Below are 13743 nucleotides of genomic sequence, written 5' to 3'. Positions count from 1 at the left end.
GAATAGCGAATGGCGTTTCCCTGTTCGCCATTCGCCGCTCCCCATTCGCCATCTTCAATGCCGCAAGATCTGACTCAGGAACAGCTTCGTCCGGGCGTGCTGCGGGTTGGCGAAGAATTCATGCGGCGTATTTGACTCGATCACCTGGCCCGCGTCCATGAAGACGACGCGGTTGGCGACTTCGCGGGCAAATCCCATTTCGTGGGTGACCACCAGCATGGTCATGCCTTCCTTGGCGAGGTCGACCATGGTGTCGAGCACTTCCTTGACCATTTCCGGGTCGAGCGCCGAGGTCGGCTCGTCGAACAGCATCACCTTCGGATTCATGGTCAGCGCGCGAGCAATGGCAACGCGCTGCTGCTGACCGCCCGACATTTGGCCGGGATATTTGTTGGCCTGATGCGGGATCTTGACCCGCTCCAGGAATTTCATCGCGGTCGCCTCCGCGTCCTTTTTCGGAATGTTGCGTACCCAGATCGGCGCCAGCGTGCAGTTCTCCAGCACGGTCAGGTGCGGAAACAGGTTGAAGCTCTGGAACACCATGCCGACCTCGCGGCGAACTTCATCCACCCGCCGCAGGTTCGGACCGAGCTCGATGCCCTCGACGACGATCTGTCCTTCCTGGAATTCCTCCAGCGCGTTGATGCAGCGGATCAGCGTCGACTTGCCCGAACCTGAGGGGCCGCAGATCACGATCCGCTCGCCCTTGGCGACATCGAGGTTGATGTCGCGCAGGACGTGAAAATCGCCGTACCATTTGTTGAGTGCGTTGATGCCAACGATCGAGTTTGCGGTCATGGTGATGTACTCAGTTGCGACGATGGGCGTTCAGCCGGTTCTCGACGAACAGCGAGTAACGCGACATCCCGAAGCAGAAGACGAAATAGATGATGCCGACAAAGGCAAAGCCGGTAAACAGCGTCGTCGGTGTCGACCAGACCGGATCGGAGAACGAGGCACGCAGACTGCCAAGCAGGTCGAACAGCGCAACGATCGAGACCAGCGAGGTATCCTTGAACAGCGCGATGAAGCTGTTGACGAGACCGGGGATGACATGGCGCAGCGCCTGCGGCATCACGATCAGCGCCGTGGTCTTGGCCCAGGACAGGCCGAGCGCGCTCGCCGCCTCCCCTTGTCCGCGCGGAATCGCCGCCAGACCCCCGCGGATGACTTCGGCCTGGTACGCACCGGCAAACAGCGCGATGCCGATCAGGGCGCGCATCAGCCCGTCGATGGTGAAGCCGGCCGGCACGAACAGCGGCAGCATGTAGGTTGCAAAGAACAGCACGGTAATCAGCGGAACGCCGCGCCAGAACTCGATGAAGGCAATCGAGAAGATTCGGATCAGCGGAATGGTCGAGCGCCGCCCCAGCGCGAGCGCGATGCCGACCGGCATCGAGGCGACGATGCCGACAACGGACACCACCAGCGTCACCAGCAGGCCGCCCCACAACCGCGTGTCGACCTCCGGAAGTCCACCGCTGTCGAGACCCATCACCGCGATCACGAAGGCGATGGCGACAAAGACCCCAAGGCAGGTGATGAGCGGACGCCAGCCGGACCGCAAGCCGCCACCGAGCCAGAACAGCAGCGCCGACACGATCAACGCGGTCGCGGCGAGGTCGGTCCAGACCGGCCGGCCGAAGGCCTGGATCTGATCGCGCAACCAGGTCAGCGGCAGCAACACCCAGCCAATCACCGTGCTCGCCAGCACGATCAGCTTGCCGAGGACCCATAGCAGCGGTCCGATAACGGCCGTCGCCTCGCCCGCGGCCACCAGCTTCCTGCCGCCGTCGCCGATGCTGTCGTTGAAGCCAGACAGCAGCCCGGCGGTCCAGCTCACGCCGAAGCCCCCCAGTCCACCGCCGCGCAGCAGGAAGAAGGCGACGACAGGTAACGCCACGAAGAACAGAATGGCGTTCGGACCCTTGGCCGGCAGCCGCGGAATCAGCAGCGGAACCAGCAGGATGGCGGCAAGAATGAAGGTCAGGTTGACGCGCCAGCGCTCCGGCTCCGGGTAGAAGCCATAGATGAACTGGTAAATCTTCGCTTGAATGAACGGCCAACAGGCGCCGACCGGGCGTCCAACATTTTCAGCGAGACAGGCCGTCCGATCCGTGCCGGTCCAGACCGCATCGACCAGCGCGAACTTCACGGCCGGAACGACAGTGACCCAAAGCAGCAACAGGCTGACAATCGTGATCAGGATATTGGTCGGAGAATTGAACAGCCGCGTGCGCAGGAAGCCGATGAACCCGGTGGTCTTCACGGGCGCGGCCCGCTCCGGCACGAGGTCCTGACGGACGAAATTGGATGCGGTCGTGTCGCTCATCCGCCCATGCTCCGGCTGATCCGCCATCCATAGAAACTCATGATTGCGCTGGTGACCAGCGAGATCAGGAGATAGACGCCCATGGTGATACCGATGATTTCGATCGCCTGCCCGGTCTGGCTCAGCGTGGTTCCGGCGAACACCGAGACCAGATCGGGATAGCCGATCGCAACCGCCAGCGAGGAGTTCTTGGTCAGGTTGAGATACTGGTTGGTGAGCGGGGGCAGGATCACGCGCATCGCCTGCGGGATCACGATCAGCCGCAACACCGAACCGCGCTGCAGTCCGAGCGAGGAACCGGCTTCCATCTGGCCCTTGTGCACCGAAAGAATGCCCGCACGCACGATCTCGGCGATGAAGGCCGCCGTGTAGGTCGACAGCGCCAGCGTCAGCGCAACGAATTCCGGTATCAGGCGTGAGCCGCCGGCGAAGTTGAAGCCCCTGAGCACGGGCACCTCAAACGTGACAGGTAGGCCGAAAATCAGCACGCTGAGCAACGGCAGGCCGACAATCATGCCGAGCGTGTAGGGCCAGACCTTGATCACCTTGCCGCTTTGGAAGAGCTGACGGCGCGCGTAGCGCCACAACATGATCGCGGCGACGATCGCGACCAGCAAGGCGACGACGAACGGCTCGAAGCCAGGCTCCCCGATCGGCTTCGGAATGACCAGGCCGCGATTGCTGAGAAAGAAGCTGTCGAAGATCGAGATGCTCTGTCGCGGATTGGGCAAAGCGGCGAGCACCGCGAGATACCAGAACAGGATCTGGAACAGCAGCGGCAGGTTGCGGATCAGTTCGACATAGCCGCCCGAGATTCGCGCCAGTAGCCAGTTCGGCGACAGCCGGCCGAGGGCAACCAGGAAGCCGATCAAGGTGGCGAAGAAGATGCCGATCACCGAGACCAGCAACGTGTTCAGCAGGCCAACCACAAAGACGCGCGTGTAGGGATCGGACCCCGAATAGGGGATCAGGCTCTGGCTGACGTCAAAGCCGGCATTGTTGGCAAGGAAGCCGAAGCCCGCGGTGATCCGCTGCGCCTGCAAATTGGCACGGGCATTGGCGACGATCTCGTAGGAGATCCATGCGAGCGCGGCGACGAACAGCAGTTGGAGGACGAAGCCGCTCCAGCCAGCCCGGCCGCCGAGCGCGCGCTGCAGCCTGGGAAGTAGCTGCGACGGTGGTTTTCGGGGTTCGATGGCCATCGCCGCAGCCCCTCTCGCTGGCGCTTAGCGGATCGGCGGGGCGTACTGGATACCGCCCTTGCTCCAGAGTTGGTTGAGGCCGCGGGCAATACCGAGCTTGGAGCCGGAACCGACGTTGCGCTCGAAGGACTCGCCGTAATTGCCGACCGCCTTCACGACCCGCACCATCCAGTCCTTGGTCAGGCCGAGTTGCTCGCCCAGATTGCCGTCTGTGCCGACGGCGCGCTTGACCTCAGGTTTGTCGGACTTGGCCATCTCGTCCACATTCTTCTGTGTCAAGCCGAGCTCTTCGGCACCGACCATCGCATAAAGCGTCCATTTCACGATATCGAACCACTGATCGTCGCCATGGCGGACCATCGGCCCGAGCGGTTCTTTCGAGATCACCTCGGGCAGCACGACATGATCGGCTGGGTTGGCGACCTTCAGGCGTTCGGCGTAGAGCTGGGAGACGTCGGAGGTGAACACGTCGCACCGGCCGGACTCATAGGCCTTGACGGTCTCGTCGGCAGTCGCGAACGCGATCACCTCGTACTTCATGTTGTTGCCCTTGAAGTAGTCGGCGAGGTTCTGCTCGGTCGTGGTGCCGGTCTGCACGCAAACCGACGCACTGTTGAGTTCCAGCGCCGAATTCACCTTCAGCGACTTCTTCACCAGGAAGCCTTGGCCGTCATAATAGGTAACACCGGTGAAGTTGGCGCCCAGCGAAGTATCGCGCGACAACGTCCAGGTGGTGTTGCGGGACAGCACGTCGATCTCGCCCGACTGCAGCGCGGTGAAACGGTCCTTGGCCGAGAGCGGGACGAACTTGATCTTGGTCGCGTCGTTGAAGATGGCAGCCGCGATCGCCCGGCAGATGTCGACGTCGAGCCCGGTCCAGTTACCCTTGTCGTCCGGCGTCGAGAAGCCCGGCAGGCCCTGGCTGACCCCACAGGACAGCATGCCCCGGTCCTTGACCGTCTTGAGGGTTTGCGCCGAGGCGGCCTGGGCCGAGAGGCCGGCGGCAAGGGCAAGGGTAACAACCAGAGATACGCGTTTCATGGGTTAGGCCTTTCAAGGGGACGTCCGGAGATCGTTTTAGGCAACGCCTGACGTTGTGGGGCCAACCCGCTGATCCCTCGCTGAAAAGCGTCGTCCCGACCGTGCATTTAGCGTGCCAGTCCGGTCAGGCGGTGGATCTGATATCGCGGCAGGCCCCTCAACTTGCAGCGACTGTTCGTTGGCGCGCATCTCAGAACGACTGGCGTGCCGGGTCAAGGGGTTGACTGCCCTCTTCTGTGTCTTGTTATTAACGCACCCGGCTTTGAGCCGCCGCTCGCCGGTGTTTTCGCGATCAAGTTGTGGCTGCGGCATAACGTCTTGGATAATGCAAACGCATGAGCTTTTCGCACGACGGTCCGTCCAACCCGCAAAAGCCCGAAACCAGACTGGTCACCGCGGGCCGCGACACCAAGGGACAAAGGGGTTTCGTCAATCCAGCGGTATACCGCGGATCGACGGTGCTCTACCCGACCGCCGAGGACCTGCACGCCCACCGCGCCGAATTCTCCTACGGACGTCACGGCACCCCGACCACACTGGCGCTGCAGGACGTGCTGATGTCACTGGAGGGCCCGCAGTGCGCGGGCGTAGGCCTCGCGCCATCAGGACTTGCTGCAATCACCACCGCACTCCTGTCGGTCTTGAAGGCCGGCGATCATCTGCTGGTGACCGATAATGTCTACCGGCCGTCGCGCAACTTCTGCAACGGCATGCTGGCCCGTTACGGCGTCGAGGTCGGCTATTTCGATCCGCTGGTCGGCGCCGGGATCGAGAAACTGTTCAAACCGAACACCAGGGCGGTGCTGGTCGAGGCGCCCGGCTCGCAGTCGTTTGAAATGAGCGACATTCCCGCCATCGCCGAAGTCGCGCATGCCAAGGGCGCACTCGTCATCGACGACAACACCTGGGCGACGCCACTGTTTCACCGCTCGCTCGACCAGGGCGTCGACATCAGCATGCAGGCCGCCACCAAATATATCGGCGGCCATTCCGACATCATGTTCGGCACGATTTCGGCGAGTGCAAAAGCCTGGCCGCTGCTCACCGAGGGTATCCGCCTGCTCGGCGTCTGCGCCGGACCGGACGACGTATTCCTGGCGCTGCGCGGCACCCGCACGCTATCGGTGCGGCTCGCGCAACATTACCGCTCGGGCCTGGAAATGGCGCGCTGGCTCGCCGGCCGCCCCGAGGTGCTGCAGGTCTTGCATCCGGCGCTCGAAAGCCATCCCGGCCACGCGATCTGGAAGCGCGACTTCACCGGCGCCTCCGGCCTGTTCAGCATCGTGCTGAAGCCGGTACCGCAGAAGGCGGTCGATGCCCTGCTCGACGCCGTCAGGCTGTTCGGCATGGGCTATTCGTGGGGCGGCTTCGAAAGCCTCATCATCCCGTTCGACTGCGATCCTTACCGCACCGCGACCAAATGGTCCCCCGGCGGGCCGACGCTGCGGCTCCACATCGGCCTGGAGAATGTCGACGACCTCAAGGCCGATCTCGATCGCGGTTTTGCGGCATTGAGGGCTGCCGCCTAGGGCGTGAAGCCATAAGCTCGAGCGTCCAGGGCTTCAGCCGCAAGAGCGCCCGGCCGGGCCCTCGCCTGCAGGCGGGACACCGCCTCGGCCAGAGGAACGTCGGCCTGTGAGCCGTCGCGCTCGCGCAGGGTTACCCGGCCGTCCCTCATTTCGCGCCCGCCGACGATAGCCATCACCGGCACCGCCATGTCATGCGCCGCCACGATCCGCCGCGAAAGAGTATCGGCGCCGTCATAGGCAACGGCCCGGATTCCGGCATCCTCGAATGCCGACAGCACGTCCGCGCCGTATCCGGCCTGGTCTTTCGAGATCGGCGCGACCGCGACCTGGTCTGGCGACAGCCAGAAGGGAAGCACGCCGCCGTGGTGCTCGAGCAGGATCGCGATCATGCGGCCGAGCGATCCGAAGATGGCGTGGTGGATCATCAGGGGCCTCGCGCGGCTGCCGTCGGGGGCGACGTAGGACGCCTCGAGCCGCTGCGGCAGCACGCCGTCGACCTGCACGGTGCCGCACTGCCAGGATCGTCCCAGCCGATCGCGCAGCGCGAATTCCAGCTTCGGTCCGTAGAACGCACCTTCGCCGGGGTTGATTTGAGGCACGAGGCCGCAGCGCCGCGCGGCATCGCCGAGCTTCGCTTCCGACCAGTCCCAGGTCGCGTCGTCGCCGGCACGCACCGCCGGCCGCGTCGCCAGCGCCACCTCGTAGTCGGGAAAACCGAGTTCCCGGTAGACCTCGCCCAGCAGGGCGATGAAGCACGCGACTTCGCGCTCCACGTCCTGCTCGCGGCAGAACACATGCGCGTCGTCCTGCTCGAAGGCGCGCGTCCGCATGATGCCGTGGAGCGAACCGGACGGCTCATTGCGGTGGCAGGCGCCGAACTCGGCATAGCGGATCGGAAGCTCCCGCCACGAGCGCAGCCCCTTGTTGAAGATCTGCACGTGGCACGGGCACGACATTGGTTTCAGCGCCATCGCCTGCTCGCCGTCGTCGACCCGGAACATGTGCTCGCCGAACTTGTCCCAGTGCCCGCTGCGGCCCCAGAACTCCTTTGGCAGAAGCTGTGGCGTCCGGACCTCGGCATAGCCGGCCTGGCGCATCTTGCGCCGGACATAATCCTCCAGCACCCGGTAGACCGCGTAGCCGCGCGGATGCCAGAACACCATGCCCGGCGCATCTTCCTGAAGGTGCCAGAGTTTGAGCTTCACGCCGAGATTTTTGTGGTCGAGATCGTCCATGGCTGTGTTCCTTGATGGGAAAAAGCGCGGACGGTGACCGCCAAAAACCAGAAAAGGCCCCGTCCGTCGCCGGCGGGGCCTTTTCTGGGTGAAGTACGCTTGTCTCTAGCGCGCGCAACCAGCAGGCGATCCGCCGTAAGCGGTCGCGGTGGTGGTCAATGCGGCTGACTGAAGCTTCTTCATGCTCTGTATATGGCGGTAAAACGCTCAGGCGTCAACGCCAGCGCTTGGCGTCCGATTTCGCAACCCGGCCGCGCCCGCCATCTCAGCCGCGAGCAACAAAGCCGCGCGGCTGGCCCCAACCGAGGCGACGCCTTGGCCGGCGATGTCATAGGCCGTGCCATGCGCCGGCGTGCAGATCGGAAACGGGAAGCCGCCGAGAATTGTCACTCCGCGATCGAAGCCCATCAGCTTCATCGCGATCTGGCCCTGGTCGTGGTACATCGTCAGCACCGCATCGAAGGCCCCGTTCTTGGCGCGCAGGAAAACCGTATCGGCCGGAAACGGCCCTTCCGCCGCTATTCCTTCGGCCCGGCCGGCCATGACAGCAGGTTCGATCACATCGATCTCCTCGCGGCCGAAATTGCCGCCGTCACCGGCATGCGGGTTGAGACCAGCCACCGCGATACGGGGCTCGGCAAAGCCGGCCTGTCGCATGCAGGCATCGGTCAGTTTCAGCGCGCGATGAATACGTTCGACGGAGAGGCGCGAGGCCACATCCTTGAGCGCGATGTGCGAGGTGACGCGGGCATTCCAGAGCCTGTCGAGCACGTTGAATTCGCTGGCTGGCGTTTTCAGGCCGGCGACCTCGGCGGAGAACGCGATCTCGTCGTCATACTCCGCGCGCGCGAGCCGCATCGCCTTCTTGTTGAACGGCGTGAAGCAGACGGCGTCGGCCTGCCCGTCACGCGCCAGCGTGAGCGCGCGACGATAATTCTCCAGCGCGAACGCGCCACCGGCCTGGCTCGCGACACCACGCTCGACGGTCGCGGAATCGAGATGCCCAAGGTCCATAAAAGCGGCGTCACTGCCGATTGATCGCGGGTCCGCCGATGGCGCTACATTTGGCAGGTCCGTCCTGACGCCGGCCACGCGCGCGCCTTCGTCGAAAACGCGGCGGTCTCCGATCACGATCAGGCGTGCGCGGGAGAGGATTTCATCGAGGCAGGCGAGTTTTGCGGTCAGCTCCGGGCTGATACCGGCGGGATCTCCCATCGCCAGCGCGATCACCGGCTTGCTGGGGCTATGCAGCTTCATATGGTCCTCACCTTTTCATCAGCGGCTTCGTCCGGCTTTCGCAGCAGACGCACAATCTGCAGGGCGAGCGGAAGCAGTAGCAACGCCATCCCGGCCAGAACGAGAGTCGTCACCAGCCGGTTTGCAAAGAATATCCCGAGCGATCCCTTCGACATCAGCATGGCCTGCCGGAACGCGTCCTCAGCCTTGTCGCCGATCACGATCGCAAGCACCAACGGCGCCAACGGATAGTGCAGCTTCTTGAAGAGATAGCCGACGACACCGAAGCCGAGCATCAGGACGACGTCGAGATAGGAGTTCGAGACCGAATAGGCGCCCACCACGCAGATGATGACGATCAGGGGAGCGATGACGGCGAAGGGAATGCGCATCAGGGCGGCGAACACGGGAACGGTGAGCAGCACGAGCGCAACCGCAACGATGTTGCCGACATACATTGAGGCGATCAGTCCCCAGACGAAATCCTTCTGGTCGACGAATAGCATCGGTCCGGGATTCAATCCCCAGATCATCAGCCCGCCCATCATGACAGCGGCCGTAGCCGAGCCGGGAATGCCGAGCGAAAGCATCGGCAATAGCGCGCTGGTGCCGGCGGCGTGGTCGGCGGTCTCCGGCGCGACGATGCCCTCGGCCTCGCCGGTACCGAAACGAGCGCCATTGCTCGAGAAGCGCTTGGCGATACCATAGCTCATGAAGGAAGCCGCGGTTGGACCGCCCGGTGTAATGCCCATCCAGCAGCCGATAGCGGCGCTGCGCAGCAACGCAATGCCGTGCTGCGGCAGACGCCCGAGCGCCCGGAAGACTTCATTCCAATCCACCCTCGACGATACCGCGCGGGCCTGAAACTCCTCCTCCACCGCAATCAGCAACTCGCCGATACCGAACAGCCCCATCACGGCAACGACAAAGCTGACGCCCTTCACCAGCTCGTCGATACCCATGGTGAGCCGCACGCTGCCCGAGACCGTATCGATACCGATCGCGGCGATGGCAAAGCCGATCGCGAGCGCCACCACCGTCTTGATCGGCGCCGCACCGCCCATGCCGACGAAACTGGCGAAGGCGAGGAAATAGACCGCGAAGTATTCGGGCGGTCCGAAGGCGAGCGCCACCTGCGCCACCCACGACGCCAAAAACGTAATCAGGACTACGCCGACAAGCGCGCCGAACGCCGCCGAGCCGAAAGCGGTGGCCAGCGCCGTCGTCGGCCTGCCGTCGCGCGCCATCGGATAGCCGTCGAAGGTGGTGGCAACCGACGAAGGTTCGCCCGGGATGTTGAACAGGATCGACGTCACCGAGCCGCCGAACAGCGCGCCCCAATACATGCTCGAAAGCAGGATGATCGCCGACACCGGCTGCATGCCGAAGGTCAGCGGCAGCAATAGCGACACTCCGTTTGGCGCACCAAGGCCGGGCAGAACGCCGACGAGAATGCCGAGCAGAACGCCGATCACCATCAGCGTCAGGTGCGGAACGGTGACCGCGATGGTGAAACCGTGCAGCAGCGATTGAAGGTTTTCCATCGCCCCGTCCTTCAGAAACCGAACGCTGTGGCGAGCGCGCCGTGCGGCAGCGACACCTGGAACATGCGCTCGAACACGACGTAAAGCGCAAGCGGCGTTGCCGCGGCGATGACAAGCGCGCGCAAAACCGATTGTCGTTTCGGCAACGCCAGCACCGCAAAAACGTAGCCCGCCGAGGCGAGATACATTCCAACCATTGGAATGACGGCGACGAAAATCGCGGCTGGAACGAACAAGCCCGCGAGGCGGCGCAACTCGGATGGCGTGATGGCTGTCCTGACCACTGCGAGGGTGCCGCGCCCCATGGCGCCCTGCCCTATGTTGTAAAGGCTGCCGAGCACGATGATGATTCCGGTTAGGAACGGAAACGTACCGGCGTCGACGCCGGCGCTCGACCAGCCGATGCCGTTGTCGATGCTGGAAACAACGACAACGACGCCAAAGATTCCGGTCAGCGCCGCGGCGGCTATCTCGAGCGCGCGTCGTGATATCATCGGTCCGGCCCTACTTCACCAGCCAGCCCTGTTCGCCCGCGACCTGCTTTACATGTTCGAGGTCCTGCTTGATGAAATTGTCGAGCGCAGCGCCGGTCAGGAAGGTATCAACCTGCGAGGTCCTTTCGATGTATTCCTTCCACTCGGGCGTCGCCTGCACCTTCTTCAATAGGTCGACGTAGAACGCCGCCTGCTCCGGGCTGACCTTGCCGGGCAGCCACACCGTGCGCGGCTGCTCATATTGCGAAATCGCAAGCCCCTGCTCGACGCAGGTCGGCACGTCGCTCCAGCCTTCTGACGTCGTGACCTTCGGTCCCTGCGGCAACCGCTTCGGGCTGAACGCGCAGAGCGGGCGCTGGGTGCTACCGCGCCATTGCCCAAGGCTCTCGGAGGGATTGTTGACGTGGGCATCGATATGGCCGCCGGCCAGTTGCACGGCAGCCTCAGCACCGCTCTTGAAGGGGATGTAGGTGAATTTGACGCGGGCCGCCTTCTCGATCATCCGCGTCAGCACCTCGTCGGTGTCCTTGGACTGCGCGCCGCCCATCTTGAACTCGGTCGCGGCCGCCGCCTTGAGAAAGTCGCCCGCCGTCTTGTAGGGCGCGTCCTGTTTCACCCACAGCAGGAACTCGTCCTGCGCCATCGCGGCGATCGGGGTGAGATCGGTGTAGTTGAAGGCAACCTTGGAGACGAGCGGTTGCTGCCACGCGTTCGAGGTACCGAAGATCACCTTGTAGGGATCGCCGGCGGACGCCTTGCCGTAGACATAGCCTTCCGCCCCGCTGCCGCCGCCCTTGTTGACGACCACGACCGGCTGGTCGGTCAGTTTGTATTTGGTGACGATGCTCTGGACGGCGCGCGCAAGATTGTCAGTGCCGCCGCCCGGCCCCGCGGTAGCGACGAACTCGATCGGCTTCTGCGGCTGCCAGGCCGCGATGGCCGGAAGCGCGCCCGCGAGCATGAAAGCCGTCGTGGACAGCAGCAGTTTTGACGTGATCTTCATGGTTTCCTCCGGGTAGGCTTCTTGTTGTCGTTCGTATTCTCGTCTTCTCGTCAGGCGACCTGCTCCTTGCGGCCGGCCGAGGCGGCAACGATCGCCCCCTCCCGCTCGAACGCATCGATCTGCGCCGGATCAAAACCATGTTCGCGCAGCACCTCGCGCGTATGCTCGCCATAAACAGGCGCGCCCGAACGCACCTTCCCGGGCGTCGCCGAGAATTTGACCGGCAGCCCGATCGTCTTCACCGGTCCGAGGGTCGAATGTTCGACCTCAACCACCATCTCGCGCGCGAGCGTCTGCGGATCGCTCAACGCTTCCAGCATGTCGTGCACGGGGCCGCAGGGCACGCCTTTCTCGTCAAGTGCCGCCAGCCAATGCGCCCGCGTCTGTTTGCGGAAACGCCCGCTCAATTCGGCTTCGAGCTCCTTCAGATTCGCCATGCGGTCGGAGCCGTTGACGAAGCGCGGGTCGGAAGCCAGTTCCAGCGCGCCAAGCGCTTCCAGCATCAATAGCCAGTGCTTCTTGTTGGCGCCGCCTACCACGAGCCAGCCATCGGATGCCTCGAACGCCTGATACGGTGCGTTGAGCGGATGGGCCGAGCCCATGGCGCGCGGCGCCACGTTGCTGGCGAGCGCAATCGTCGACTGCCAATAGGTCTGAACCAGCGCCGCCTCGTAGAGCGAGGTCTCCACCCACTGCCCTTCACCGGTCTTGAGCCGATGCGAATAGGCGGCCAGGATCCCCATGCTGGCGAGGAGTCCGGCCGTGATATCGGACAGCGGCGGGCCGCATTTGACCGGCGGACCATCCAGCCGTTCGCCCGTGAAACTCATGATGCCGCTCATCGCCTGGGCGACCAGATCGAAGCCCCGGCGATGCTTGTACGGGCCGGTTCGGCCAAAACCAGAGAGCGAGCAATAGATCAGCGCCGGAAAATCCCGATGCAGTTCCTCATAGCCGAAGCCTAACCGCTCCATCGCGCCCGGCGCGAAATTCTCGACCAGCACGTCGGCGTCAGCGATCAGCCGCCGCAGCACTTCCTTGCCGCCTGCGGTCTTCAGGTCGAGCACGATACCGCGCTTGTTGCGGTTCATCATCAGGAAGGAGGCTGCCTCGTCGCCGATCTTCGGTGGCACCGAGTGCCGCGTGTCGTCGCCATTTGGCCATTTCTCGATCTTGATGACATCGGCGCCCATGTCGGCGAGCATCAGCGTGCAGGTCGGTCCCGCCATCACATGGGTGAGATCGATGACCTTGAGGCCGGCAAGCGGCCCCGAACGCGGCGTCGTGTCGTTTTGAAGGGACATTAAGGGCTCCTATTGGCCGCGCCATTGCGGCGCGCGCTTGGTGAGAAACGCGTCGAGCCCTTCGCGGAAATCCTGGCTGGTGTAGCACATCAGGATGAGGTCCTCGCCCTCCTCGTGCGTCAGCCGTTTCTGCAGCCGGGCGACTGCCTGCTTGGTCGCGCTCAGCGTCAGCGGCGCGTTGCCGGCAACGAGCCTTGCGATCTTGTCGGCGCGCCTGTCGAGCGCGGCCAGATCATCGACGACCTCGTTGAGCAGGCCCACCGAGGCCGCCTCCTCGGCTTCGACAAGCCGTGCCGTGAAGATCAGATCCTTGACGCGCGCCGGGCCGATCAACGCGGTGATGCGGCCGACATTCGACATCGACAGGCAGTTGCCGAGCGTGCGCGCGATCGGAAACCCCATCCGCGTGCTTCTGGTGCCGATGCGGAGGTCACAGCAGGCCGCGATTCCCGCGCCGCCGCCGGTGCAGGCGCCGTTGATGGCGGCAATCGTCGGCACCCGGCAGGTTTCGAGGATGCCGAGCACGCGGTCGATGCGGTTCTCGTAGTCGAGCCCGTCCTGCGGCGCCTTGAAGGCCCGGAACTGGTTGATGTCGGTGCCCGCGGCAAACGCTTTGTCGCCGGCACCCCGCAGCAGCAGCACCTTGATCCCATGGTCGCGGTTGGCGCGCTCGCAGATCGCAGCCAACCGCTCGTACATCGCGAAGGTGAAGGCGTTGCGCGCCTGCGGTCTGTTGAAGGTTATCCGGCCGATACCGTCATCGAGGGCAAACAGGAGGTCATCCTCCCCTACAGTCACGTCGTGATCCATGCTGCCGGCCCTT

12 protein-coding genes are annotated in these 13743 nt (G+C 63.9%); 1 reads left to right on the top strand and 11 read right to left on the bottom strand.

Annotated elements, in window-relative coordinates; genetic code table 11:
• Positions 1-54 precede the first annotated feature (54 nt).
• From V1290_RS00520 to V1290_RS00505, 4 genes are read right to left on the bottom strand one after another with little or no spacing between them, the layout of a single operon-like run.
• Complete coding sequence (locus V1290_RS00520; protein ID WP_057844192.1) at positions 55-798, bottom strand: amino acid ABC transporter ATP-binding protein; 744 nt, start codon at positions 796-798, stop codon at positions 55-57.
• Positions 799-808: 10 nt separating this feature from the next.
• On the bottom strand, positions 809-2332 hold the full coding sequence (locus V1290_RS00515; protein WP_334362477.1) for an amino acid ABC transporter permease: 1524 nt from the start codon (positions 2330-2332) through the stop codon (positions 809-811).
• Positions 2329-3534 carry an amino acid ABC transporter permease gene (locus V1290_RS00510; protein WP_334362476.1) on the bottom strand — a complete coding sequence of 402 codons (1206 nt, stop codon included), beginning with the start codon at positions 3532-3534 and terminating at the stop codon, positions 2329-2331. The genes V1290_RS00515 and V1290_RS00510 overlap by 4 nt, the downstream gene beginning before the upstream one ends.
• Positions 3535-3558: 24 nt before the next feature.
• Positions 3559-4575 (bottom strand): amino acid ABC transporter substrate-binding protein, encoded by a 1017-nt coding sequence (locus tag V1290_RS00505; RefSeq protein WP_334362475.1) that lies wholly within the window; start codon positions 4573-4575, stop codon positions 3559-3561.
• A 335-nt stretch (positions 4576-4910) separates the two neighbouring features.
• Here V1290_RS00505 and metC point away from each other — a divergent pair, with 335 nt between their 5' ends.
• Entirely contained in the window at positions 4911-6104 is a 1194-nt protein-coding gene (gene metC, locus V1290_RS00500) for a cystathionine beta-lyase (protein ID WP_334362474.1), read from the top strand.
• Here the strand turns inward: metC and thrS are convergent.
• The 7 genes from thrS to V1290_RS00465 form a co-directional block, all read right to left on the bottom strand.
• Entirely contained in the window at positions 6101-7339 is a 1239-nt protein-coding gene (thrS, locus tag V1290_RS00495) for a threonine--tRNA ligase (RefSeq protein WP_334362473.1), read from the bottom strand. The genes metC and thrS overlap by 4 nt on opposite strands.
• Positions 7340-7546: 207 nt before the next feature.
• Positions 7547-8596 carry a 4-hydroxythreonine-4-phosphate dehydrogenase PdxA gene (locus tag V1290_RS00490; RefSeq protein WP_334362472.1) on the bottom strand — a complete coding sequence of 350 codons (1050 nt, stop codon included), beginning with the start codon at positions 8594-8596 and terminating at the stop codon, positions 7547-7549.
• Entirely contained in the window at positions 8593-10119 is a 1527-nt protein-coding gene (locus V1290_RS00485; RefSeq protein WP_334362471.1) for a tripartite tricarboxylate transporter permease, read from the bottom strand. The genes V1290_RS00490 and V1290_RS00485 overlap by 4 nt, the downstream gene beginning before the upstream one ends.
• Positions 10120-10130: 11 nt before the next feature.
• Positions 10131-10613 carry a tripartite tricarboxylate transporter TctB family protein gene (locus V1290_RS00480; RefSeq protein WP_334362470.1) on the bottom strand — a complete coding sequence of 161 codons (483 nt, stop codon included), beginning with the start codon at positions 10611-10613 and terminating at the stop codon, positions 10131-10133.
• Between the two features lie 10 nt (positions 10614-10623).
• Positions 10624-11616, bottom strand: coding sequence for a Bug family tripartite tricarboxylate transporter substrate binding protein (locus V1290_RS00475; RefSeq protein WP_334362469.1), 993 nt, complete (start codon positions 11614-11616; stop codon positions 10624-10626).
• A 50-nt stretch (positions 11617-11666) separates the two neighbouring features.
• Entirely contained in the window at positions 11667-12920 is a 1254-nt protein-coding gene (locus V1290_RS00470) for a CaiB/BaiF CoA transferase family protein (protein WP_334362468.1), read from the bottom strand.
• A 9-nt stretch (positions 12921-12929) separates the two neighbouring features.
• A complete protein-coding gene (locus V1290_RS00465; RefSeq protein ID WP_334362467.1) occupies positions 12930-13730 on the bottom strand; it encodes an enoyl-CoA hydratase/isomerase family protein in 801 nt (266 codons plus the stop codon).
• Positions 13731-13743 lie beyond the last annotated feature (13 nt).

It is taken from the genome of Bradyrhizobium sp. AZCC 1578, assembly GCF_036924675.1.
Taxonomy (GTDB): Bacteria; Pseudomonadota; Alphaproteobacteria; order Rhizobiales; family Xanthobacteraceae; genus Bradyrhizobium.
Note: the sequence above shows the minus strand (reverse complement) of the source record. Positions and strands in the feature narration are given on the sequence as shown.